This window comes from Synechococcus sp. BSA11S (genome assembly GCF_014224355.1).
In the GTDB taxonomy this organism is placed as follows: domain Bacteria; phylum Cyanobacteriota; class Cyanobacteriia; order PCC-6307; family Cyanobiaceae; genus Regnicoccus_A.
On the sequence record NZ_VNWP01000009.1, the window covers coordinates 105,900 to 128,346 of the forward strand.

22 protein-coding genes and 1 tRNA gene are annotated in these 22,447 nt (G+C 64.8%); 8 read left to right on the forward strand and 15 right to left on the reverse strand.

The features are described from left to right. Positions 1–726 (reverse strand): response regulator, encoded by a 726-nt coding sequence (locus FPZ61_RS09875; protein WP_185466041.1) that lies wholly within the window; start codon positions 724–726, stop codon positions 1–3. 157 nt (positions 727–883) lie between these two features. Here FPZ61_RS09875 and FPZ61_RS09880 point away from each other — a divergent pair, with 157 nt between their 5' ends. Next, the gene (locus tag FPZ61_RS09880) at positions 884–1,411 is read left to right on the forward strand and encodes a hypothetical protein (RefSeq protein WP_185466043.1); all 528 of its coding nucleotides are present in this window, start codon (positions 884–886) and stop codon (positions 1,409–1,411) included. A gap of 2 nt (positions 1,412–1,413) precedes the next feature. Here FPZ61_RS09880 and FPZ61_RS09885 read toward each other — a convergent pair whose 3' ends face one another. The 4 genes from FPZ61_RS09885 to FPZ61_RS09900 all read right to left on the reverse strand — a co-directional run bounded on the left by FPZ61_RS09885 (position 1,414) and on the right by FPZ61_RS09900 (position 3,426). After that, on the reverse strand, positions 1,414–1,863 hold the full coding sequence (locus tag FPZ61_RS09885; RefSeq protein ID WP_185466045.1) for a hypothetical protein: 450 nt from the start codon (positions 1,861–1,863) through the stop codon (positions 1,414–1,416). A gap of 18 nt (positions 1,864–1,881) precedes the next feature. Further along, positions 1,882–2,124, reverse strand: coding sequence for a hypothetical protein (locus tag FPZ61_RS09890; protein WP_185466047.1), 243 nt, complete (start codon positions 2,122–2,124; stop codon positions 1,882–1,884). An 82-nt stretch (positions 2,125–2,206) separates the two neighbouring features. Then, positions 2,207–2,848 (reverse strand): DUF4335 domain-containing protein, encoded by a 642-nt coding sequence (locus FPZ61_RS09895; protein ID WP_185466049.1) that lies wholly within the window; start codon positions 2,846–2,848, stop codon positions 2,207–2,209. Next, entirely contained in the window at positions 2,845–3,426 is a 582-nt protein-coding gene (locus tag FPZ61_RS09900) for a DUF3038 domain-containing protein (protein ID WP_185466050.1), read from the reverse strand. Before FPZ61_RS09900 ends, FPZ61_RS09895 begins: the two co-directional genes overlap by 4 nt. Before the next feature lie 51 nt (positions 3,427–3,477). Here FPZ61_RS09900 and FPZ61_RS09905 point away from each other — a divergent pair, with 51 nt between their 5' ends. Then, a complete protein-coding gene (locus FPZ61_RS09905) occupies positions 3,478–4,035 on the forward strand; it encodes an adenine phosphoribosyltransferase (RefSeq protein ID WP_185466051.1) in 558 nt (185 codons plus the stop codon). Between the two features lie 22 nt (positions 4,036–4,057). On the opposite strand, the gene FPZ61_RS09910 is transcribed toward FPZ61_RS09905, so the two are convergent. The 5 genes from FPZ61_RS09910 to dapB all read right to left on the reverse strand — a co-directional run bounded on the left by FPZ61_RS09910 (position 4,058) and on the right by dapB (position 7,533). Continuing rightward, entirely contained in the window at positions 4,058–4,270 is a 213-nt protein-coding gene (locus FPZ61_RS09910; RefSeq protein WP_185466052.1) for a DUF2949 domain-containing protein, read from the reverse strand. Positions 4,271–4,318: 48 nt separating this feature from the next. Then, a complete protein-coding gene (locus FPZ61_RS09915; protein WP_185466054.1) occupies positions 4,319–5,566 on the reverse strand; it encodes an FAD-dependent monooxygenase in 1,248 nt (415 codons plus the stop codon). A gap of 76 nt (positions 5,567–5,642) precedes the next feature. Further along, entirely contained in the window at positions 5,643–5,915 is a 273-nt protein-coding gene (locus FPZ61_RS09920) for a high light inducible protein (RefSeq protein ID WP_185466056.1), read from the reverse strand. 90 nt (positions 5,916–6,005) lie between these two features. Then, positions 6,006–6,650 carry a hypothetical protein gene (locus tag FPZ61_RS09925; RefSeq protein WP_185466058.1) on the reverse strand — a complete coding sequence of 215 codons (645 nt, stop codon included), beginning with the start codon at positions 6,648–6,650 and terminating at the stop codon, positions 6,006–6,008. A 25-nt stretch (positions 6,651–6,675) separates the two neighbouring features. Next, positions 6,676–7,533, reverse strand: coding sequence for a 4-hydroxy-tetrahydrodipicolinate reductase (gene dapB, locus FPZ61_RS09930; RefSeq protein ID WP_185466059.1), 858 nt, complete (start codon positions 7,531–7,533; stop codon positions 6,676–6,678). A gap of 141 nt (positions 7,534–7,674) precedes the next feature. Here dapB and FPZ61_RS09935 point away from each other — a divergent pair, with 141 nt between their 5' ends. After that, positions 7,675–11,697 carry a magnesium chelatase subunit H gene (locus tag FPZ61_RS09935; protein ID WP_185474816.1) on the forward strand — a complete coding sequence of 1,341 codons (4,023 nt, stop codon included), beginning with the start codon at positions 7,675–7,677 and terminating at the stop codon, positions 11,695–11,697. Positions 11,698–11,701: 4 nt separating this feature from the next. On the opposite strand, the gene FPZ61_RS09940 is transcribed toward FPZ61_RS09935, so the two are convergent. Then, on the reverse strand, positions 11,702–12,655 hold the full coding sequence (locus FPZ61_RS09940; RefSeq protein WP_185466063.1) for a glutathione S-transferase family protein: 954 nt from the start codon (positions 12,653–12,655) through the stop codon (positions 11,702–11,704). Between the two features lie 79 nt (positions 12,656–12,734). Between FPZ61_RS09940 and FPZ61_RS09945 the strand changes: the two genes are divergently transcribed. The 3 genes from FPZ61_RS09945 to FPZ61_RS09955 all read left to right on the forward strand — a co-directional run bounded on the left by FPZ61_RS09945 (position 12,735) and on the right by FPZ61_RS09955 (position 16,885). Next, entirely contained in the window at positions 12,735–13,340 is a 606-nt protein-coding gene (locus FPZ61_RS09945; protein ID WP_185466065.1) for a nitroreductase family protein, read from the forward strand. 333 nt (positions 13,341–13,673) lie between these two features. Next, positions 13,674–15,893: a catalase/peroxidase HPI gene (katG, locus tag FPZ61_RS09950; protein WP_185466067.1), complete on the forward strand. Its 2,220-nt coding sequence runs from the start codon at positions 13,674–13,676 to the stop codon at positions 15,891–15,893. After that, positions 15,890–16,885 (forward strand): carbon-nitrogen hydrolase family protein, encoded by a 996-nt coding sequence (locus FPZ61_RS09955; RefSeq protein WP_255441515.1) that lies wholly within the window; start codon positions 15,890–15,892, stop codon positions 16,883–16,885. The genes katG and FPZ61_RS09955 overlap by 4 nt, the downstream gene beginning before the upstream one ends. A 37-nt stretch (positions 16,886–16,922) precedes the next feature. Here the strand turns inward: FPZ61_RS09955 and FPZ61_RS09960 are convergent, their stop codons facing one another. The 3 genes from FPZ61_RS09960 to FPZ61_RS09970 form a co-directional block, all read right to left on the reverse strand. After that, positions 16,923–17,129, reverse strand: coding sequence for a hypothetical protein (locus tag FPZ61_RS09960; RefSeq protein WP_185466069.1), 207 nt, complete (start codon positions 17,127–17,129; stop codon positions 16,923–16,925). 76 nt (positions 17,130–17,205) lie between these two features. Beyond that, a complete protein-coding gene (folP, locus tag FPZ61_RS09965) occupies positions 17,206–18,039 on the reverse strand; it encodes a dihydropteroate synthase (protein ID WP_185466113.1) in 834 nt (277 codons plus the stop codon). 34 nt (positions 18,040–18,073) lie between these two features. Further along, positions 18,074–18,367, reverse strand: a complete 294-nt coding sequence (locus FPZ61_RS09970; protein ID WP_185474817.1) for a Nif11 family protein — start codon at positions 18,365–18,367, stop codon at positions 18,074–18,076. Positions 18,368–18,484: 117 nt separating this feature from the next. On the opposite strand from FPZ61_RS09970, the gene FPZ61_RS09975 reads away from it, so the two are divergent. Next, positions 18,485–18,569 (forward strand) — tRNA-Ser (locus FPZ61_RS09975). Between the two features lie 541 nt (positions 18,570–19,110). Here FPZ61_RS09975 and FPZ61_RS09980 read toward each other — a convergent pair. Further along, complete coding sequence (locus tag FPZ61_RS09980) at positions 19,111–19,332, reverse strand: hypothetical protein (protein WP_185466073.1); 222 nt, start codon at positions 19,330–19,332, stop codon at positions 19,111–19,113. A gap of 343 nt (positions 19,333–19,675) precedes the next feature. Here FPZ61_RS09980 and FPZ61_RS09985 point away from each other — a divergent pair, with 343 nt between their 5' ends. Next, positions 19,676–22,042: a DUF3987 domain-containing protein gene (locus FPZ61_RS09985; RefSeq protein WP_185466075.1), complete on the forward strand. Its 2,367-nt coding sequence runs from the start codon at positions 19,676–19,678 to the stop codon at positions 22,040–22,042. Positions 22,043–22,447: the final 405 nt, after the last annotated feature.

The following is a 22,447-nucleotide window of genomic DNA, read 5'->3' on the forward strand; positions in this document are numbered from 1 at the left end:
TCAGCGGTTGCGGGGCTGGCCATCGGGCACGAACACGTAGCCATAGCCCCAGACCGTCTGGAGGTAGCGCGGACGGCTGGGATCGGGCTCCACCAGCCGCCTCACCCGTGAGACCTGCACATCCATGCTGCGGGTGTCGGTGTCGCTGGCGGGGCCGCGGGCCAGCTCAATCAGCCGCTCCCGCGAGAGGGGACGGTGAGGATGCTGCACGAAGGCGGCGAGCAGGCTGAATTCACCGCTGGTGATCATCACGGGCTGATTCTGCCGCTCCAGGGTGCGCGCCGAGAGATCCAGCACGTTGTCGCCGAAGCGGATCAGCTCGCCATCGGCGAGTGGAGTGCCGGCCGGCAGGGTGCCGCGGCGGCGCAGCACCGCCTCAATGCGGGCCATCAGCTCCCGGGGAAGGAAGGGCTTGGCCAGGTAGTCATCGGCTCCCTGCTCCAGGCCGATGATCCGGTCGACCGCCTCGCCGCGGGCCGTGAGCATCACCACGGGCAGATCGTCGCTGGCATCACGCAGGCGGCGCAGCAGGGTGAGACCGTCATCACCGGGCAGCATCAGATCCAGCACCACCAGATCGGGGCGCTGGAATTCCAGGCGGGCCATCAGCTGGCGTCCATCGGTGAGGCAGCGCACCTCATAGCCCTGGTCGGTGAGGTAAGTCCCCAGCAACTGGCGCAGTTCCGGGTCGTCATCGACAACCCAGATCGTGTGGGTTCGGCTCAAGGCGGGGGCCGCAGCTGCGCCGACTGTATGGAGACAGACCGCCTGCGCCCAGGCCCCTCACCAGAACGGCCCTTGCCAAAGGTGACTGCCCGGCCCTGCAGACAGGTCCGGTCATGCCTTGCCCCCTGGATCCGTCCCCGGTCCGTCCCTGGGGCGCGTGAGCGTCCATAAGGTGAACACCATGGCGCTCCCCATTCCCTCCAGATCCGTCGCCGGCCCCCTGGCTGGTTCCGGCCCGAGGTGGTGGCCGGTGGTCCTGGCCGCTCTGCTGCTGGCCTGTTCAGGGCCAGGGTTGGCCGAGGAGACACAGACCCTGCAGCGCTACCAGCAACGGATGCAGGCCTGGTTCGAGCGCCTGGACCGCAACCGGGACGGCAGGCTGACCCCCCGGGAAAGTCAGGGACAGCCCTTTCTGGAAACCAATTTCCAGCGGCTCGACAGGCGCGGGCGCGGCTATCTGCTGCCCACCGATCTGCCCCCCCGTCAGAAGGTCTTCCTTGGAGTGCGGGTGCGCACGGTGTTCGCCAGGGCCGACCGCAACGGTGACGGCCAGCTCAGCCGCCAGGAGGCGCGTTCCTTCCCCTGGCTCAACCGCCGCTTCCTGGAGATCGACCTGAATCGCGATGGGGCCGTCAGCCTCCAGGAGCTGTGGGAGTCACGGCGGGCCCTGGCCCCACGCCCCTGAGATCAACGCTCGGGGCGATCCGGTGGCTGGATGCGCACCACCGACCAGATCAGTCGCGCCAGTCCTGCCGGCAGCGCCAGCAGCTGGCCCAGGCCGGGGATCGCCAGGCGCAACAGTCGGTACACCCCGTTGATCAGCAACAGCAGCGCTGCGATGGCCAGGCCAAGCACCAGCAGCACAGCGAGCGACTGAAGCAGTCCCACCATCAGGCTGATCAGCCCGAGTCCGATCTGACTCAGCCCCTGGATCAAGGTGCTGATCACCTTGCTGATCACCAACAGAGAATCCAACTGGCTGGGCAGCTGCATCAGCAGCAGCAGCGCAGCAGCCCCCAACCCCCCATTCAGCAGAGCCATTCCCCCCTCGCGCCAGGCTGCTCGCTCGCGACGCTGGCGGGAGAAGACCTTCCGGGGTGAGGTGCTCTTGCGGCCGTGATCTGGCAGAGGGTTCATCACATGGGCGGCAAGCTCTCACTCGAGCGTGTAGCCGGCACCACGCATCCAGCGCTCGAATTCGATCAGCACCAGTTCATTGGGGCAATCCACCAGGCTGAGGCCCGCCACGGTGCAATCCCCCTGGCCGCCGTGGTGGAGGGAGAGATGAAAATCCTTGCCGCTGAGGCCACACACCTCGGGATCACTGCGCACGACCACATCCAGGGAGGCCCCAAGGCGATTCACCCGTCGTCGCAGCTCTGACCAGCTGGTGGTCATGGGTTCGTCGTCAGAGGGATCCACCACGCCAGGGTCGCACCTTAGGAGTGTGGCCGCAGCGTCCCGTTCGTCAATGGAGGGTTCACCGAGGGGGTGGGGAGAGCGGGGTGGTGGGCGTGGCCTCCGGGCTGGCCGCTGGTGGGGCCGTTCGCCGTGGGAGCGGCACCATCAGGCCAAGAGCGGTGGTGATGGCCAGGGCAGCCAGGCCGGCGGCCGGGGCAGCCAGGCGCTGACGCAGGGGGACGCGCTCCAGGATCTCCCGGCGCTGGAGGGGCCGATCGGGGGGTAAATCAAACCCAAGCCGAACGCGGGGGTCAAGGCGGAGCTGATCCAGGCAGCGCACGAGGTCGGCCAGCTCGGCATCGTCGAAGCTGAGCTCCAGGGGCTGGGTGTCGGGCTGGCTGCTGTGCAGGCGCAGGCGATGGGCCGGGCGGTTCCGGATCCCAGGCTTGGCCGCGGGGATCGGCTCCATCTGCACCGGGTCGGTGGCCGCCCCCATCGGCCTTGGCACCGAGCTCACCAGGTGGCGCGCATAGGGCAGCACAGCGGTCATCAGCGCCTGAAGATGGTCGCGCTTGCCTTCAAGGGTGGGATGGCCAGCCAGATCCAGCTCCCAGGCCGAGAGGATGCCGATCACATCCTGGCCATGGCCGGCGGAGAGATCGGGCAACCCGTCGATGCGCAGGCGGCAGCTGGTCTGTTCGTAGCGGTGGCTCAGTTTCATGCCGCGGCATCCATCAGGCTGGCCTTGAGGCGATCGAAGCCCCCCCGGCCGGAGCCGAGGGCCAGGCCCTGCACCAGCTGGCGCTGCAGGCGGGGCCCTTCCTGGGGATCCAGCAACTTCTGCACGCCACCGCGACGGGGGTTGAGGCGCTCGCGCACCAGTTCATCGAGCCTGGAGCGGAACAACTGCCAGCGCTGCTGGGTGACCGGTTCCGGCTCGGCGGCCGAGAGCAGCTGGCGCAGCATCGGATAGAGCCGCTCGGCCATGGCACAGAGCAGGCTGATCAGAGCATCGGTTTCCGCTTCACTGAGCACACCCCGGCGGCAGGCCAGCCGCAGCGGGTTGTAGCAGCGCCGCTTCCACAACTCCACCCGGTTGGGGAAGAGGGATCCGAAGCCGAGCTGGCTGGCCATCCAGACCATGGCTTCGCCGCCGTTGAGATCGAGGGCCTCGACGCTGAGCAGCATCAGGTCGAGCCGCTCCAGCCCCCGACGGGAGAGGCGGGCCGCCGGGCTGCTCGGGAGGGGTTGATCCTCGACGGCTGCCTCGGCTGGTGCAGTGATCGTGACGTCGGCCATGGCTGCGATGATGCCAGCGCCCGCGCCGATCCGTCACCCGATCGCTTCTTCATGGCCCTGAGCACCGCATCCCTCGAGTTGGGCGAGCCGATTGATCTGCGGGGGCTGGTCAGGGATGTGCCCGATTTCCCCAAGCCCGGCATCCTCTTTCGGGACCTCACGCCACTGATGCGCGACCCCCGCGGCTGGAAGGAGGTGGTGCGCCTGCTGGCGGGGGTCTGCGATCGGCTGCGGCCCGACCTGATCGTGGGCATCGAGTCCAGGGGGTTCATCGTGGGGACAGCCCTGGCCACGGCGGTGGAGATCGGCTTCGTACCCGTGCGCAAGCCCGGCAAGCTGCCCGGTCAGGTGCGTGCCGTCGACTACGCCCTGGAATACGGGCAGGATCGCCTCGAGATCCAACATGACGCCCTCGCGGACGGGCCTCGGGTGCTGATCGTCGACGACCTGCTGGCCACGGGCGGCACTGCCGCGGCCTGCGCCCAGCTCGTCGCCGATGCCGGCGGCGAACTCTGCGGCTATGGCTTCGTGGCCGAACTGGCTGAACTCGGTGGTCGCGCGCGCCTGCCGGGGCAGCAGCCTGTGGAATCCCTGATTGTCTACGCCTAAGTGAACACGTTTCGGGATGCGCTCAGGTCTGCTGGTCCTGCCAGGCCAGCACCTGATCGAACTGATCGAGGCTGATCAGCCCGAAGCGCCAGAGGATCACCGGGAGTGGTGCCTGCTCCTGATCGGCCTGGCGGATCCCCAGAGCCAGGGCGTTCTCACTCAGGCCCTGCTCATGGCGGAGGTAGCGCACCAGGGCGGAGGAGGGAATCGGCTGGGGGGAAGTGCTGATCACCATCGGATCACCGGGGCGGTCGAGCCCACGGGGGCCTGAGCAGGGCGGCCCTCACTCTGACCAGCGGGCCGTGAGCCGGCAAGGGCCGAGGGTCATGGCCTTCAGACTGAGACGCCTCAGGGCGCGGGAGCGCCCCATCAGGCCCAGGGCCAGCCGGCGGAGTGTCAGCAGCAGCGGCTGACGGTTGGAGAAGAGTCGCACCAGCAGATCGGTGCTGATCAGGGTCAGCAGCACATCGGCCCAGCGGCGGCGGGCATAGGCTCCCGCCACGGCCGCCCGGGGCAGCCGCCCCACAGCCGCCAGCCGGGCCTGCCGCTGCAGTTGCTCCACATCCCGCCAGCAGAGGTTCATGCCCTGGCCGCCCACGGGATGGCAGCGATGGGCCGCTTCCCCCACCAGGACCAGGGAGCCGCGGTGGAAGTGGTGGGCGAGCTCGAGGGCCACCGGGAAGACCCGGGGGGTGTCGAGCAGGGCCTCGGGCTGGAGGGCTTCGGGAAGCACGGCGGCCAGCTGATCGAGGAAGGCCACGGGATCGAGGGCTTCCAGCCGGCGCAGTCGCGCGGCTGGAGCACTCCAGACCAGCTGAGCGGTGCCGTCGCCAAGGGGCAGGACGGCGAAGGGACCCTCGCGGCGGAACAGCTCCCAGGCCTGATCGGGAGCCGAGCCCCGCAGGCGCACCTGGGCCGTGAGACAGCCCTGCCCATAGGGAAGACTCCAGCGGCGGATTCCGACGGACTCCCGGGTGGGGGATCCGCTGCCATCGGCGGCGACCACCAGATCGAGTGGATGGAGTGAGTCAGCGTCGGGCGATTCCGCCTGTTGGACTCCGCCGGCGCCCAGGTGCAGGCTGACGGCGGGGTGGCCCCGGAGTCGCTCCAGCAGCACGTCGATCAGAGGCTGATGCTGAAGGATCCAGCCCACAGCCTGGGCCTGCTCAGGAGCCTCGGGACCAGGGCCCAGCTCAGCCAGGCCGAAGCCGATCGAGTAACCCGCCTCCAGATCGCAGAGCCGAAGCGAGCGAAAGGGAACGAGAGCGTTGACCAGCTCCCCCCAGAGCCCCAGACGCTGCAGAAGCAGGCGGCTCGAGTGACTGAGGGCATAGGCACGGCTGCGGGCCCGCAGCTGGAGATCGCTGAGCGGATCCACCAGCGACACCAGCCAGCCCACCTCAGCCAGGGCCAGAGCAGCGAGGGCGCCGGTGGGACCAGCGCCCAGCACCCGGGCCCTGGGCGCGGTCGCCGGAATGGATGCCTGCAGGGAGGGAGAAGCCAGCACAGCGGCCGGCGAGAGGGCGCTCATGGAATCGGCAAGCGGCCAAAAAAAAGCCGCAGCAGAAAGTCTGCTGCGGCAGGAGGGGAGACTGCGCGGTTTGGGCTCAGCCGATGCCGAGCAGCCCGCGGGTGAAGGCCTCACCACCCAGGGCGAATTCAGTGGCCAGCAGCGCGATGAAACCCAGCATGGCCATGCGGCCATTCAGCTTCTCGGCACGCTCATGGAAGCCCCAGCCGCTCTCGGCGCTCACCACTTCCATGCGGGGTTCGGTGGCGAAGGCATTGAGGCGACCGCCGTCTTCGGTGGTGACGGTGGCGCCGCGGATGGTGGCGCGCTCGCTGGCGCTCACAGGAGCGGTGGTGGTGGCTTGGGCCATGGGGTTCCTCGTGTCGATGGATTGAATGTAACACATTGTTGCGGAACGTAAACGATCGCCAGCGCCTCACCCCGATTTTCAGCGCACCGCTCAGCGCAGCCGACGCAGGCAGAGCTCCTCGAAGGCGGGTCGCAGAAGGTAGGGGTAGTCGCCCACCCAGGCTTTGAGCTGAGGGATCCAGGCATCGCTGAGGGCTCCGATCCGAGCGAAATCCGGCCGCTCGCTCAGCACAAGACAGCGCACGACCATGCCGCGACGGATCGCCTGGTGCTTTTTCTCCATCGGGAAGCGCACGGACCCGAGGTAGCCATCCTCGTCCTCCAGCTCCAGCGACACCCAGGTGCGCCTGTTCTCCACCAGCTCCAGACGACCCCGGCTGTCGGCCTGCTCCTGACGCCCTTCCACCAGCTCCCGGGTGATGAGATCGGCGATCCGCCCTTCGAACAGAGCCCCCTTGGGGTAGCGGCGCAGGGTGGCGTTGCGACGGCCGGCCTCCAGGATTGGCCCCCAGAGCACATAAAGCAGGAACACGAAACCCGCCACCAGCCAGACCGGCCCGAAGCGGTAGGAAAACCGACTCTGGGCGATCAGCAGGGAAAGCACCCCACCGATCACCGAGATCAGCACCCGCTGCAGGACCTTCTGCGGGCCGCCACTGCAGAAGCTGAACTGGGGACCGCTGGCCACGGCTGGGATCAGCCGCTGCAGTTCGCCTTCCTTCAGGGGGATCAGCATCGCCCCGTTCCGCGCACGGCTGGCCTCACAACAGCCGCTCCAGGCCGTAGATCAGACCATCGAGCCGGCGCACCCTGCGCAGGGTCAGCAGCACGCCTGGCATGTAGGCGGAGCGCTCGATCGTGTCGTGGCGGAGGGTGTAAGTCTCACCTGGGGAGCCGAACATCACCTCCTGATGGGCCACCAGACCGGGGAGCCGGACGGAATGGAGCCGCAGGCCACTCTCCCGCTGGCCGCCTCGGCAGCCAGCCAGGGTTTCGTGCTCCTCCACCTGGGGGGCGTTGAAGGTCTTGCCGAGCTCCTCGATCAGCTCGGCGGTCTTGATGCAGGTGCCGCTGGGGGCATCGGCCTTGCGGTTGTGGTGCAGTTCCGTGAGCTCGGCGAAGTCGTAGAAGCGTGCGGCGGCGGCGGCGGCCTGCTGCAGCAGCACCATCCCCACCGAGAAATTCGGAATCACGGCACCGCCGACGCCGGCCTTGCCGGAGAACACGGCCAGGTCGGCCAGCTGCTTCGGGTTCAGGCCGGTGGTGCCGATCACCGGATGCACCCCGTAGGCGATCGCGGCGCGGGTGTGCTCATAGACCACTGAGGGGTGGGTGAAGTCCACCAGCACCGCCCCGGCCCCTGGGCCATCACCACGCACCGCCTGGCTGGCCTGGCAGAGGCAGCCCTCGAAGTCGGCGGTGATCGCCACCTCCAGCTCCCCGAGGCCCAGTTCCAGCCCCACATCGGCCCCCTCCATGCCGGGAGTGGTGTCGATCGCGCCGAGCAGGCGGCAATCTTCAGCCGTGGTCACGGCCTTGACCACCTCGGCCCCCATGCGGCCCAGGGCGCCGGCCACCACCACCGGGATCGGACCTGGGATCACATCGGGGGGGGGCATGGGCCAGGCGTGAACGGTGCGTGGGGGAGCCTATGGCGGCCATTCCGGCCCCGGCGAAGCGCCTGTAACGCCTTGGGGCGCAAAGTCGCGTGCCTGGGGGAGCTTTCGTAGGCTCCTTCACATTGCTCAACTCCAGCGCCGATGTTCACGCAGGTCCGCTCCGCCAACCGCCGGGTCAGCCCTGGCAACGGCGAGGCCCCCGCCGGCAGTGAGGGTCGGGCCGTGATGCGCGCGGTCTACGTGGTGCTCGAGCCCCAGTACCAGAACGCCCTCACCCAGGCCGCCACCAGTCTCAACGCCACCAACCCTGCCCTGGCGGTGGACCTGAGCGGCTACCTGATCGAGGAACTGCGCGATCCGGAGAACTACGCCGCCTTCTGCGCCGATGTGGCCGAAGCGGATGTGTTCATCGCCTCGCTGATCTTCATCGAAGACCTGGCCCAGAAGGTGGTGGAGGCGGTGGCGCCCCACCGCGATCACCTCAAGGCCGCCGTGGTGTTCCCCTCCATGCCCGAGGTGATGCGGCTCAACAAACTGGGCACGTTTTCGATGGCCCAGCTGGGCCAGAGCAAGAGCGCCATCGCCAGCTTCATGAAGAAGCGCAAAGAGGCGAATGGCGCCGGCTTCCAGGACGCGATGTTGAAGCTGCTCAACACCCTGCCCACGGTTCTCAAGTATCTGCCGGTGGAGAAGGCGCAGGACGCCCGCTCCTTCATGCTCAGCTTCCAGTACTGGCTGGGGGGAACGCCGGACAACCTGCGCAATTTCCTGTTGATGCTGGCCGACAAGTACGTGTTCCCCCGGGGCGACACGGGCCGGCCAACGCTGGAGGTGGCCGAACCCGTGGTGTTCCCGGATCTGGGCCTCTGGCACCCCCTGGCGCCGGGGATGTTCGAAGACCTCAAGGAATACCTCAACTGGAATGCCAGCCGCGCTGACCTGAGCGAGAAGGCCAAGAGCGGTCCTGTGATCGGCCTGGTGCTGCAGCGCAGCCACATCGTGACCGGCGATGAGGCCCATTACGTGGCCGTGATCCAGGAGCTGGAATACCGCGGAGCCACCGTGATCCCGGTGTTCTGCGGTGGGCTCGATTTCTCCAAGCCCGTGAAGGCCTTCTTCTACGACCCGCTCAATCCCGAGCAGCCGATCGTGGATGGGGTGGTGAGTCTCACCGGCTTCGCCCTGATCGGTGGGCCGGCCCGCCAGGACCATCCCCGCGCCATCGAAGCGCTCTCACGCCTGAACAGGCCTTACATGGTGGCCCTGCCACTGGTGTTCCAGACCACCCAGGAGTGGGAGGAGAGCGACCTGGGTCTGCACCCGGTGCAGGTGGCCCTGCAGATCGCCATTCCCGAACTCGACGGCGCCATCGAGCCGATCGTGCTCAGCGGCCGCGACGATGCCACCGGCAAGGCCCACACCCTGCAGGACCGGGTGGAGGCCATCGCCGAGCGGGTGATCCGCTGGGCCTCGCTGCGCACCAAGCCCCGCCTCGAGAAGAAGCTGGCGATCACGGTGTTCAGCTTCCCTCCCGACAAGGGCAACGTGGGCACCGCCGCCTACCTGGATGTGTTCGGCTCCATCCACCGGGTGCTGGAGGAGATGAAGCATCAGGGCTACGACGTGCAGAACCTGCCGAGGGATTCCAAGGGCCTGATGGAGGCGGTGATCAACGATCCCGAGGCACTGCAGGGTGCACCTGAGCTGGCGATCGCCCACCGCATGAGCGTGGAGGAGTACGAGCGGCTCACCCCCTATTCCGAGCGCCTGGAGGAGAACTGGGGCAAGCCCCCCGGCAACCTCAACTCCGACGGCACCAACCTCCTGATCTACGGCCGCCACTTCGGCAACGTGTTCGTGGGGGTGCAGCCCACCTTCGGCTACGAAGGTGATCCGATGCGGCTGCTCTACTCCCGCAGCGCCAGCCCCCACCACGGCTTCGCCGCCTACTACACCTACCTGGAGAAGGTGTGGGGCGCCGACGCGGTTCTGCACTTCGGCACCCATGGCTCGCTGGAGTTCATGCCCGGCAAGCAGATGGGCATGAGCGAAACCTGCTATCCCGATTCCCTGATCGGCGCCCTGCCGAACCTCTACTACTACGCCGCCAACAATCCCTCGGAGGCCACGATCGCCAAGCGCCGGGGCTATGCCGCCACGATCAGCTACCTCACCCCACCGGCAGAGAATGCAGGGCTCTACAAGGGACTGAAGGAACTGGGCGAGCTGGTGGGCTCCTACCAGCAGCTGCGCGAGAGCAGCCGCGGCGTGCAGATCGTCAACGCGATCGTCGAAACAGCCCGCCAGTGCAACCTCGACAAGGATGTGACCCTGCCGGAGGTGGATGCCGGTGAGCTCGACCTCGACGGCCGCGACGGCGTGGTGGGGGCGCTCTACAGCCAGCTCATGGAGATCGAGAGCCGGCTGCTGCCCTGCGGCCTGCACACGATCGGCAAGCCCCCCACCGCCGAGGAGGCGATCGCCACCCTGGTGAACATCGCCGCCCTGGAGCGGGAAGAAGAGGGCTACCGCAGCCTGCCGGCTCTGCTGGCGGAGAGCCTGGGCCGCACGATCGATGACGTGTACCGGGGCAACGACGCCGGGGTGCTGGCCGATGTGGAACTGAACCAGAGGATCACCGAGGCCTCCCGCGGGGCGGTGGCCTCGATGGTTCGCTCGGTGACGGGCAGCGATGGACGGGTGAATCTGAAGGGCCGCTTCGGCTGGTTCTTCGCCCTGCTGGAGCGCTTCGGCTATGAGCGGCCCAGCCCCTGGCTGGCCGCCTGCCGCGCGGCCGGTTTCCCTGCGGTGGAGCCCACCGAGCTCGACAGGCTCTTCGGCTACCTGCGTTTCTGCCTCGAGCAGATCTGCGCCGACATGGAAATGGAGAGCCTGCTGCGTGCCCTCGATGGCGAATACGTGATCCCAGGCCCCGGTGGTGATCCGATCCGCAACCCGGGCGTGCTGCCCAGCGGCAAGAACATCCATGCTCTCGATCCCCAGGCCATCCCCACCCGCGCCGCCATCGCCGCCGCCAAGGTGGTGGTGGACCGGTTGATCGAGCGCCAGAAGGCAGAGCAGGGCAGCTGGCCGGAAACGATCGCCTGCGTGCTCTGGGGCACCGACAACATCAAGACCTACGGCGAATCCCTGGCCCAGATTCTCTGGTTCATCGGTGTTCGGCCCGTGCCCGATTCCCTTGGCCGGGTGAACAAGCTGGAGCTGATCTCGCTCGAAGAGCTGGGACGCCCTCGCATCGATGTGGTGGTCAATTGCTCCGGGGTGTTCCGCGACCTGTTCATCAACCAGATGGGCCTGATCGATCAGGGCGTGAAGATGGCCGCTGAGGCCGATGAGCCCCTGGAGCTGAACTTCGTGCGCAAGCACTCCCAGGAGCAGGCCACGGCCCAGGGCATCAGCCTGCGCGAGGCGGCCACCCGTGTGTTCTCCAATGCCAGCGGCAGCTATTCATCGAATGTGAACCTGGCGGTGGAGAACAGCACCTGGGAAGAGGAGGGCGAACTGCAGGAGATGTACCTGTCCCGGAAAACCTTTGCCTTCAATGCCGACAACCCCGGCGAGATGAACCAGAGCCGTGAGGTGTTCGAGTCGGCGATGAAAACCGCCGATGTCACGTTCCAGAACCTGGATTCAGCCGAAATCTCGCTCACCGACGTGAGCCACTACTTCGATTCCGACCCCACCAAGCTGATCCAGAACCTGCGCGACGACGGAAAAGCTCCGTCGAGCTACATCGCCGATACCACTACCGCCAACGCCCAGGTGCGTTCATTGAGCGAAACAATTCGGCTGGATTCACGCACCAAGCTGCTCAACCCCAAGTGGTACGAGGGCATGCTCAATTCAGGCTATGAAGGGGTGCGCGAGGTGGCCAAACGCCTCAACTTCACCCTGGGCTGGAGCGCCACCAGCGGCGCTGTGGACAACTTCGTGTATGAGGAGGCCAACGACACCTTCATCAACGATCCGGAGATGCGAAAGCGGCTGATGGAGCTCAACCCCCACAGCTTCCGCCGCATCGTGGGCACCCTGCTGGAAGTGAACGGCAGGGGGTACTGGGACACCAGCGAGGAGAACATCGCCCAGCTGCAGGAGCTCTACCAGGAGATCGAAGACCGCATCGAGGGCGTCACAGTTCCCTGAACGGCTACGGCCAGTCGATCACCGGACCAGCCGGCACCACACCAGAGGGATTGATGGTGGGGTGACTCTGGTAGTAGTGCCCCTTGATGTGCTGCATGTTCACGGTCTCAGCCACCCCTGGGAAGCGGTAGAGCTCGCGCACGTAGCGCCAGAGGTTGGGGTAATCAACAATGCGACGCAGGTTGCACTTGAAATGGCCCACATACACCGGATCGAAGCGCACCAGGGTGGTGAACAGCCTCCAGTCGGCTTCGGTGAGGCGGCCTCCGAGCAGGTAAGGCTGATCCGCCAGCCGCTGCTCCAGCAGGTCGAGAGTGGCAAACAGTGGCTGGATGGCCTCGTCGTAGGCCTCCTGGCTGGTGGCAAAGCCGCAGCGGTATACGCCGTTGTTCACCGTGTCGTAGATCAGTTGATTGAGCTGATCAATCTCATCCCAGAGATCCTCGGGGTAGTAGTCGCCAGGGGCAGCGCTGAGGCCATCGAAGGCGCTGTTGAACATGCGAATGATTTCTGAGGATTCGTTGTTCACGATCTGCCCGGTCTCCTTGTCCCAGAGCACCGGCACCGTGACACGACCGCTGTAACTGGAATCGGAGTTGGTATAGATGGTGTGCAGCACAGCGGCGTGGTGAATCGGGTCAGCGATCACTCCATCGCCAGCCTCAAAGGTCCAGCCCTGCTCAGCCATGTGCCAATGCACCACCGAGTGCGAGATCATCGGGGCCAGGCCCTTGATGCTGCGGAAGATGGCCGTGCGGTGGGCCCAGGGGCAGGCGTGGGAGATGTAGAGGTGGTAGCGACCCGCTTCGGCGCGGAATCCCCCCTGGCCGCTGGGACCGGGTCGGCCGTCCGGCGTCACCCAGTGGCGGAACTGCGAGGCGGAGCGGATGAACCGTCCACCACTGCTGCTGGTGTCGTACCACTGGTCGTGCCAGACCCCATCAATCAGCAGTCCCACGCCTGAACCCCAAAGGCGCCCACCGTAACCAGCGCGTGCCGGTAGGGTCGGCGCCAAGAGCCCCTGGCACTCCCATTTCATGGACGTGATCGACGCCATCTATGCCCGGCGGGCGGTGAAGCACTTCGACCCCAGCCATCGCCTCACGGCAGAGGAGGAGCGGCAGCTGCTGGAGGCCACCATCCAGGCGCCCACCAGCTTCAACATTCAGCACTGGCGGTTTGTGATCCTGCGTGATCCGGCCCTGCGGTCCACGATCCGCAAGGACTACGGCAACGACCAGGCCCAGATCACCGACGCCTCCCTGCTGGTGCTGTTCACCGCCGACATCAAGGCCTGGAGCAAGCAACCGGAGCGCTACTGGGCGAAGGCCCCCCAGCCGGTGGCAGAGCTGCTGGTGGGCTGGATGGGCCCTTTTCATCAGGGCAGGGAGTGGCTGCAACGCGATGAGGCCCAGCGCTCGATCGGCCTGGCCATGCAGACCCTGATGCTCGCGGCCACCGGCATGGGCTATCAGAGCTGCCCGATGATCGGCTTCGAGATCGAGAAGCTGGCCGAGTTGATCCGCCTGCCCGAGGATCACGTGATGGGGCCGATGGTGGCGATCGGCAAGGGTACGCAGGACCCCTGGCCCAAACCGGGCCAGCTGGAGCTGGACGAGCTGGTGGTCGAGAACGGCTTCTGAACCTGCGGCCGCTGGGTCCGCAGCCCCAACACATGGCCGATCAAGCCAGCTGGTGATGTGGAGACACTGGGAATGCAGGAGTTTCGACTGGATGGGACTCGGCTGGATGGGACAAGAGCCTTGATGTCCGCAGGCTCCAGAAGCCTCGACGCCGCTAGTGCAACGGCTGCGTGATCGAACAAGACATCTCTTGAATCGAGGGGGCTCAGGCTGGGGTACCCCCACCTGAGCCCGAGCCGCTACGGAATGTATTGGCGGCCTGACCCTCAGGGCGCCTGTGCATACCGTCGAGATGGACGACTCAAGCCCACGTCGCTTGCCAGGAGACAGTCGATGACCGCCATCAGCCAGTGCCCCTTTGCGGGCCGCTCCGGGGCACCCACCACCGCCGGGGATCAGTCGAACAGGCAGTGGTGGCCAGACCAGCTCAACCTGGCGATCCTTCACCAGCACGCGCCGGCCTCCAATCCGCTCGGGGCAGCGTTCAATTACGCCGAGGCCTTCGGAGAGCTGGATCTCGCCGCCGTGAAGCGGGATCTCCATGCTCTGATGACCGACTCCCAGGACTGGTGGCCGGCTGACTGGGGTCACTACGGCGGTCTGTTCATCCGCATGGCCTGGCACAGCGCCGGCACCTACCGCACCTCCGATGGCCGTGGGGGCGGCGGTACAGGCAACCAGCGATTCGCTCCCATCAACAGCTGGCCCGATAACGGCAATCTCGACAAGGCCCGCCGCCTGCTCTGGCCCATCAAGCAGAAGTATGGCAACCGATTGTCGTGGGCCGATCTGATCATCCTGACCGGCAACTGCGCCCTGGAATCGATGGGCTTCACCACCTTCGGCTTCGGCGGCGGCCGCACCGACATCTGGCAGCCGGAGGAGGACATCTACTGGGGCAAGGAGGAAACCTGGCTCGGCGATGAGCGCTACAGCGGCGATCGGGAGCTGGAGCAGCCCCTGGGCGCCGTGCAGATGGGTCTGATCTATGTGAATCCCGAAGGCCCCAACGGTGAGCCCGACCCGGTGGCCTCCGGGCGGGACGTCCGCGAAACCTTCGCCCGCATGGCCATGAACGACGAGGAGACTGTCGCCCTGGTGGCCGGTGGTCACACCTTCGGCAAGGCCCACGGCGCCGGCTCGCCGGATCTGATGGGCCCGGAACCGGAAGGGGCCCCGATCGAGGAGCAGGGGCTGGGCTGGCACAACCGGTTCGGCAGCGGCAAGGGGGCCGACGCCACCACCAGCGGCATCGAGGGCGCCTGGAAGCCCAACCCCACCACCTGGGACCGGGGCTATTTCGAGATGCTGTTCGGCTACGAGTGGGAACTGGAGAAAAGCCCCTACGGCGCCTGGCAGTGGCGGGCGAAGGATGTGCGCCAGGAGCACCTGATCCCCGACGCCCATGACCCCAGCCAACGGCACCGGCCGATGATGACAACGGCCGATCTGTCGCTCCGTTTCGACCCGATCTACGAGCCGATCGCCCGCCGCTTCCACCAGGACCAGCAGGCCTTCGCCGATACCTTCGCCCGCGCCTGGTTCAAGCTCACCCACCGCGACATGGGCCCGAAGGCGCTCTACCTCGGCCCTGACGTTCCCGACGAAGACCTCCTCTGGCAGGATCCGATCCCCGCCGTCGACCATCCGCTGGTCGGACCTGCCGCGATTGCGGAGCTCAAGGACCAGGTCCTGGCCTCAGGGCTCACGGTGCCGGAACTGGTGGCCACCGCCTGGGCGTCGGCCTCCACGTTCCGTGGTTCCGACAAGCGTGGCGGTGCCAACGGCGCCCGGATCCGCCTGGCCCCGCAGAACGCCTGGGAGGTGAACCAGCCCGAGCAGCTGGCCCGGGTCCTGGCGGTGCTCGAAGGCCTCCAGGAGCGCTTCAACGCTTCCCAGGCCGATGGCACCCGGGTATCGCTGGCGGATCTGATCGTGCTGGGCGGATGCGCGGCCGTGGAAGCGGCGGCCCGCTCCGCTGGCCAGATGGTGGAGGTGCCTTTCAGCCCGGGCCGCTGCGATGCCTCCCAGGAGCAGACCGATGCCGCCTCCTTCGCGGTGCTGGAGCCCCAGGCCGACGGCTTCCGCAATTACCAGCAGCGGGCCTTCGCCGTGCGGGCCGAGGAGCTGCTGATCGATCGGGCCCAGCTGCTGGGCCTGAGCGCGCCGGAGATGACGGTGCTGGTGGGCGGCCTGCGGGTTCTGGGGGCCAATGCCGCCGGTTCAGCCCATGGGGTGTTCACCCAGCGGGTGGGCACCCTCAGCAACGACTTCTTCGTGAATCTGCTCGACATGGGCACGGTGTGGACGCCGATGTCGGATCCCGGCGAGAACGGGCTCGCCGATACCTTCGAAGGCCGTGACCGCCGCACCGGCGAGCTGCGCTGGAGCGGAACCCGGGTGGACCTGGTGTTCGGCTCCAACTCCCAGCTGCGGGCCCTGGCGGAGGTCTATGCCCAGAACGATTCCCCTGCCAGGTTCGTGGCTGATTTTGCGGCAGCCTGGAGCAAGGTGATGAACCTCGATCGCTTCGACCTGCGCTGCACTCCTTGACCACAGACCTTCCTCCCCTGACCCTGCTGCTGTGCCGGGTCCTGCCGGAGCCGCCAAAGCCGGGTGAAGGATTGCGGCTGGCGATCTGGCAGGGCGAAGGAAGTGCCGGCACGCCCGCAGCGGTGGAGGCGAATCTGCGGCGCCTCGAGCAGGTCTGTGCCGCCGCCGCCGGCAGGGGGGCCCAGTTGGTGGCCTTTCCCGAACTGTTCCTCAGCGGCTATGCCAGCGATCCCGAACGGGTGCGCCAACTGGCCGAGTCGGTCGGCGGTGGGAGCCTGGAGCGTGTGGCAGCCTGCGCTCGCCGCCATGGGGTCGCCATCGCCTGCCCCTACGCCGAGCGGGCCCAAGTGGGGGGCAGGGAGCGCTTCTACGACGCGATCGCCCTCTTCGATGCCGCAGGGGCCCTGCTCAAGAACTACCGGAAGACCCACCTCTGGGGACCCGATGAGCGCCTGTTCTGGAGCGAGGGGTACCGGTTCGACGAGGAAGGTGAGCCCTTCACGGTGCATCCCATCAACGGCGTTGGCGTGGGCCTGCTCAATTGCTACGAAGCCGAGTTCCCGGAGCTCACCCGCCTGCTGGCGCTGGGCGGGGCCCAGCTCGTGCTGATTCCCACCGCCGCCGACATCTGGGTCCGGCTCAGCGATGGCCGGCGCACCGAGGCCCCCTACCCGGATGTGTCGCGCAGCCTCCTGCCCGCCCATGCATTTCAGGAGTTCTGCTTTGTGGCCTATGCCAACCGCTGTGGCCTGGAGACCGTGGAGGGCGAGCCCTGGGCCCATTACCTGGGCAACAGCGTGATCTGTGCTCCCGATGGCACCCTGCTGCTGACAGCGGAAAACCGGCCCTGCCTGCTGCTGGCCGATCTGGTGCCGGGCGATTACCACCGCCCCCATCCGGAGGGAACCACCTACCACGCCGATCGCCGCCCGGACCTCTACGGCGATCTGCTTCGGCCAGATCGAGCACGTGAACAAACCGGGTGCGATTGATCAACAACCGGTGATCCACAAAGGCTGAAGTCCGACTTCAGTCCAGCACCAGCAACCACCCCAGGCGCCGGTTCACCCCGGCCAACAGAAACGCCACGCCGAGGCCGAAGGAGAAGAAACCGCCAAAACCCAGCACCGCACCGGAGCCCACCATCACCTGGTTGGCGAACAGAAAGATCCCTGAGGCAAACAGTGCCCCACCCAGCAGGAACATCACGAAGTCCTGAGCCGGCTTGCGATCCATGGGTCGCTCTGCAGTCCTGGGAGGCTAATTCGCCTGCATCCGTGTGGGGCAGGGGGAATCCAGGCACCGGATGACTTCAGGCACGATTGCGGCTTCCAGAGCAAAGTCCAGGTCCGGGCACACCACGGATTCCATCCACCATCCGGGCCGTCTGCACGATCGGCCCCACGTCATGAACGCGCAGGACATCGGCGCCGGCCTCGATCGCCAGGGCGCAGACGGCGGCGGTACCCCACAACCGTGAGCGAGGGCTGGGCTGGTTGAGCACCGCTCCGATGAAGCGTTTGCGGGAAGGCCCCACCAGCAGGGGAAAGCCCTGCTGCCGCAACACGGCCAGCCCCCGGAGCAGGGAGAGGTTGTGCTCGGTGGTTTTGGCGAAACCCAGGCCCGGATCCCAGATCAACTGCGAGGCCGAAACGCCGGCCGCCAGGGCGGTGTCGGTGGCGCGGAACAAGTCCTCCCGCACCTCGGCCACCACATCGGTGTAGGTGGCCAGATCATCCATGCTGCGGCTGTCGCCGCGGCTGTGCATCAGCACGTAAGGGCAGCCGAACTCAGCTACCACCGAGAGGATCTCGGGATCCCGGCGTCCCGCGCTCACATCATTGATCCAGTGGGCTCCTGCCGCCAGAGCAGCTGCCGCCACCGGCGCACGAAAGGTGTCGATCGAGACCCGGAGGCCACCAGCATCGGAGCAGGCGGAGCGGATCAGGGCCAGGGCCGGCAGCACCCGCGCCAGCTCCTCCTCAGCATCGATCTCCGTTGCGCCCGGCCGGGTGCTCTGGCCGCCGAGATCCAGCAGATCCGCCCCCTGGCGGAGCATCCGACGGGCCTGGCGCAGCGCCGCGTCGGGGCGCTCAAAGCGACCACCATCACTGAAGGAATCGGGCGTGACATTGATCACGCCCATCACGTAGGTGCGCGCACCCCAGATCAGGCCCTGCTCAGGCGGGTCCGGGCAGCTCGGTGAGCTCGATGATGATCTGCTGGAGGTCATGGTCAGCGCAGGGGCTGGGGCGGGTCTCGAGCGCGAGTTGAAGCAGACGCATCCGGTGACGGATCTGCCCCAGCTCATGGCTCCGGAGCGCGAAGCCAAGATCATGGGCAGAGGCGATCAGCTGCTCATCGGTGCCATCCTCAAGCCGTTGCCGCAACACCGGGTCCTGCTCCAGACGATGCATCAGAGCATCCACCGCTGAGTCGGGGTCTGATCCCATGGCATCCGGGCTGGCTGCCAAGAACGTACTGCGATCCTCGCCGAATCAGGCTGCGCTGGTTCCTTGGCGTGGAAGGAGCTGGGGGCTCCATGGGAAAATGACGCGGTCAGCGGCCTTCCGGGCCGATGGCAGACCCCTGGAGGGGTGGTCGAGTGGTTGATGGCTCCGGTCTTGAAAACCGGCGAAGGGAAACCTTCCGCGGGTTCGAATCCCGCCCCCTCCGTTGATAACTCAGGAAAACCTGAGACGTCGGGATGCTGCCAAGAGAAGGGAAGCATGGAAATATTACAGGAAAACTTCCCTTGGAAAAGGACTAAATGGCATTAGATGAACTTATCCCAGGGTCAACAACAGTTCATCGCTGCAGCCCCGTGGTGGCTCATACGTTGTTGAGTCCAGCCAAGGGAGCCGAGACGCTTGACTCTCAGTCCCTTAAGTTCTTGGGCCTATAACGGGCAAGAGCAGCAAAATAACCGCCCATGCCAAAAGGCAGACTTGGTCATGATGTTGAAAAGCTTGATTGCTGCCTGAGGGGTCATTGACCTGACCTTTTAGCCTATGTGATTCCAAACAGTGCCAGCCACGAGCGTGCCAAGCGAGTTACATTGCGTGACAAGTCTCAGACAAGACTTGTGACAGAACTGAACCTGTCTTTGCAGGGTTTTCACATTATGAGACCCCACCGAGACGGGAGAACCTGTAATTTTACCGGCGATAGAATCGCGCCGCCCCACATCGTCTACTGCCCATATCTCAAGAACCAGTCAAAGCAGGCACGTTGCTTGGACTTGCTTGATAGGCCTGTTTTTAGCCACTGCTTGATCAAGTGTTACACCGGTCAGAACACGATGCCCATCGATAAGGGTATTGGCGCCCATTACCAGAACACCAAGGAATACATGCTCAGCCTGCCAATCACATGATTCTATGTCGCGGGCAAGGCTTTGCTCCCACTCATACTTGAACTTAACAATGGAGTTGCCCATGATTCTATGTCACAAGAAGAGGATAAAGCGGTATCAAGTCGCCTTCGGTCTTAAAGGATGCCACAGTTCAATAAACTGGCAGAAGCATGAATGCATTAGTTCTGTTTTTTTTGGTGAATACAGATTACTTAGTCCAGTTAGTGCAGTGCGCACCGAGTCGACCAGTTTTGTTATAGGGTAAGGGAGCCCTCTAGGCGTGGGCTGCGCCCCGATCTCTACGACCTAGACACAGAAACGGCCCCCATTTCTGGGAGCCGTTTTTGCCAGCCGAGACTGACCTGTTTTCGCTCACAGGATTTTAACTCGGCAGGAGGAAGGAGGGCCACCCCTCGCGCTATTCCCCATGAAATCCGCTACAAGCGGCAAGGTCGGGCTCACGCCTCAACTCGCTGCACTCCGCCAATTTGACCTCGTACCGGTCAACGGCTACAAAGTTCCAGTCCACCCGAACCCGGCAGAACCGGCGATGGGATGGCAATACAGATATTACGACCCTGAGCAGATTGCCGACATGACATCGGCACAGGTCAGAGCAATTGGCATCCATTGTGAACGCAAAGACCTCTATGTAGTTGATCTGGACGGAAAGGCCGCCGTTGACTATGTAAAGGGAGAGGGCTGCGATCCCCTAGGTCCTGATATTGGCTGGAGGATTTATCGGGTTGACGATAAAGGTGACACCGTGGTTTTTCGGTGGAAGATCCCCTTCATCCTCACGCCCGAGCAACAAGACCTCCTAGGCAGGACCAAATTCAGCCTCTCATTGATTCATGCCAACAAGGAAAAGGGCATCAAGCAGGAGGCGGTTGAATTCCTCGGTCATCACTGCCAGGCCGTTGTCCTCGGCGTTCACCCCGATGGTGGTGGCTATCACTGGTCGGGCCATCCCAATCAAATCACCACGCTGCCCGACAACTGGTTTCAGATGCTCCTTAGTGCCAGAGCAAAGGTAGCAGCCAAGAAGGCCGGGAACACGCCAGCGGTAAGAACCACAGACAGCGGTCAGGAGCGCCTGAAGTGGGAGAACCCAAAGCCGAAGTGCTGGATCTGTGGGCGTCCTGCCACCGGACCAAAGAGCGGTGACTGCCGTTGCACTCAACGCAGTGATGGACGGCTTGAAGTGCATTGCAGCCAAGGACAAACCTATGCACCACCAACGGGTTTAAGCCCTGGTGATCTTATTGGCGGCCACGACGGGCAGGAATGGGCCTATGTCACTGACAAATCCCATGGCCTAGGGGATGGTCGTGTCTGCTCTGTTTTCGTAATTCATCAACCCAAAACCATGAATACGCCAGTTCGTGCTCTGAATCCAGTCGCTCCTACCCTGAGCATTAAAGTGGCTCCTGAGGAAAAGCCAGACCTGACATATAGCCGCCTGTTCCCCGCTGAACTTGCCAGGGCTATGCAGGTGCGGTTTAGCGACCTGCCATATGAGGACCACGTGGTCGCTATGGCTTACCTTTCCGGCCTGAGCGGGGCGGTTCAACTAGGTACTCATATCTGCGGAAACCCGATCACGGATTATACCGTTCCGCCCAATATCTATGTTGCAACGGTAGGGCAGTCAGGCCAGAAAAAGACTCCATTGATTCAACTTGCAATCAGGAAGCCAGCGATCTCGCTACTCCGCAAGTTCCGTGAAATTAATGAAGACAGAAAGAATAGCTGGATTGATGCCTGCAAATATGCCAAAGAAGAGGGACTGCCTAGACCCGACCAGCCGCCTCAAATATCAACCCATGTCAGTGGCTATACCGGGGAAGCGCTTAACTCCCTACTTAGTGAGCTGGAAACTTCGGGCGTTGGTATCCTCATTGCCCGCGATGAACTATCCGGACTGCTCGCCTCCCTGAACGCCTATCGCGGCGGTTCTGGTGGTGACGCCCAACAGCTACTAGAAGTCTTCGACGGCCACGCCAGCAACGAGATCCGCTGCTCTGGTGACCGTACCTATCAGCGCTGCCACGTCTCTGTCTACGGCAACGTCCAGCCCGAGGTCCTACGTAAACTCCTCAAAGGCGGTGACCCTGATGGCCGCTGGGCGCGGTTCCTGTTCGTCATCATGAAGCCGATGACCAGGCGGTTGACTACACAGATCCGCGAAGAAGCCATGGATGCCATTAAAGCCGCTGAAGAAACCATGGCCTCCTATATCACTGGTGCCATGCGCCTAGAGCCATGCACGTACAACCTCGATGAGAAAGCCATCGAGCTGTTCTGCAACTACGAGCATAATGCCGCCAAGGATGCACTAGAGGCACCCAGCAACGCTCACGCCGCCCTGCTTGGAAAGAAGGCAGCCAAAGTCCTACGGGTCGCTGGGTTGCTCCACATCACCCGCCGAATCCACGAACACCTCGATGCCGCTGCCCTGATCTCTACCGCCACTATCCAGACCGCTATTGACCTCGTGGAATTCCTTGATGACTGGACCCTGAATTTCCAGGAAATCGTTGAAGACCAACACCAGTCCGAAATCAATGGAGTGCTGACCCACCTCCAACGCCGCATCCACCAGCTCGCGCAGAAGTCCAAGACATTCGTTCCCTGGAAGGCCATCCGCGAGCAGATGAAGTCCAGCGAGAGGCGCGGGGTGACGGCTGAGATCGCCAAGGACGCCATGCAAGCGCTAGTCAAGCAAGGCTTAGGCCAGACTCAGCGCGGACGTCGCGGTGGTGTTGAGTACCGCGCTGACAAGGATCTCTAAGGGAGGACGGGGGACCAAAGGGGAGGACCGCGAAATCCTCCCTTAGTTCCCTGTCACACGAAGAGTTTTCACCTTAAGGGGGAAGGGGGACTTCTTCTTTCTGACTTACTACTCATTGGGTGTTAGCCGGGTGTGTTGTGCGGTGGGGTACGGATAGAGATACGGAAGCCCCGGTCCCCCCGTCCTCCCTGTCCCCCTTAGCTGAGATCCCTTGGTATGACAAGTCTTCTAGGAGGGACAATGGCCGGTCCATCTCAAAGCCGTCGTCCCTCCCTAGGTGTGTAGTCCCACCACGTTGTTCAGCTGACGATTGGGTGTGAGGTCGCCAGGGTCGGGGTGTCACCGCCCATCCCAAGACCTCACACCCCATGCATAGCCACCCCAATGCCCGACTGACGCCGATCA

Bases quoted from the DNA above. Each gene is read 5' to 3' on its own strand.
- FPZ61_RS09885 (WP_185466045.1), bottom strand. From the start codon at position 1,863: ATGAACCCTCTGCCAGATCACGGCCGCAAGAGCACCTCACCCCGGAAG.
- FPZ61_RS09915 (WP_185466054.1), bottom strand. From the start codon at position 5,566: ATGAGCGCCCTCTCGCCGGCCGCTGTGCTGGCTTCTCCCTCCCTGCAG.
- folP (WP_185466113.1), bottom strand. From the start codon at position 18,039: ATGGGCGTGATCAATGTCACGCCCGATTCCTTCAGTGATGGTGGTCGC.
- FPZ61_RS09920 (WP_185466056.1), bottom strand. From the start codon at position 5,915: ATGGCCCAAGCCACCACCACCGCTCCTGTGAGCGCCAGCGAGCGCGCC.
- FPZ61_RS09985 (WP_185466075.1), top strand. From the start codon at position 19,676: ATGAAATCCGCTACAAGCGGCAAGGTCGGGCTCACGCCTCAACTCGCT.
- FPZ61_RS09900 (WP_185466050.1), bottom strand. From the start codon at position 3,426: ATGGCCGACGTCACGATCACTGCACCAGCCGAGGCAGCCGTCGAGGAT.
- FPZ61_RS09935 (WP_185474816.1), top strand. From the start codon at position 7,675: ATGTTCACGCAGGTCCGCTCCGCCAACCGCCGGGTCAGCCCTGGCAAC.
- FPZ61_RS09980 (WP_185466073.1), bottom strand. From the start codon at position 19,332: ATGGGCAACTCCATTGTTAAGTTCAAGTATGAGTGGGAGCAAAGCCTT.
- FPZ61_RS09960 (WP_185466069.1), bottom strand. From the start codon at position 17,129: ATGGATCGCAAGCCGGCTCAGGACTTCGTGATGTTCCTGCTGGGTGGG.
- FPZ61_RS09890 (WP_185466047.1), bottom strand. From the start codon at position 2,124: ATGACCACCAGCTGGTCAGAGCTGCGACGACGGGTGAATCGCCTTGGG.
- dapB (WP_185466059.1), bottom strand. From the start codon at position 7,533: ATGCCCCCCCCCGATGTGATCCCAGGTCCGATCCCGGTGGTGGTGGCC.
- katG (WP_185466067.1), top strand. From the start codon at position 13,674: ATGACCGCCATCAGCCAGTGCCCCTTTGCGGGCCGCTCCGGGGCACCC.
- FPZ61_RS09925 (WP_185466058.1), bottom strand. From the start codon at position 6,650: ATGCTGATCCCCCTGAAGGAAGGCGAACTGCAGCGGCTGATCCCAGCC.
- FPZ61_RS09910 (WP_185466052.1), bottom strand. From the start codon at position 4,270: ATGGTGATCAGCACTTCCCCCCAGCCGATTCCCTCCTCCGCCCTGGTG.
- FPZ61_RS09905 (WP_185466051.1), top strand. From the start codon at position 3,478: ATGGCCCTGAGCACCGCATCCCTCGAGTTGGGCGAGCCGATTGATCTG.
- FPZ61_RS09945 (WP_185466065.1), top strand. From the start codon at position 12,735: ATGGACGTGATCGACGCCATCTATGCCCGGCGGGCGGTGAAGCACTTC.
- FPZ61_RS09895 (WP_185466049.1), bottom strand. From the start codon at position 2,848: ATGAAACTGAGCCACCGCTACGAACAGACCAGCTGCCGCCTGCGCATC.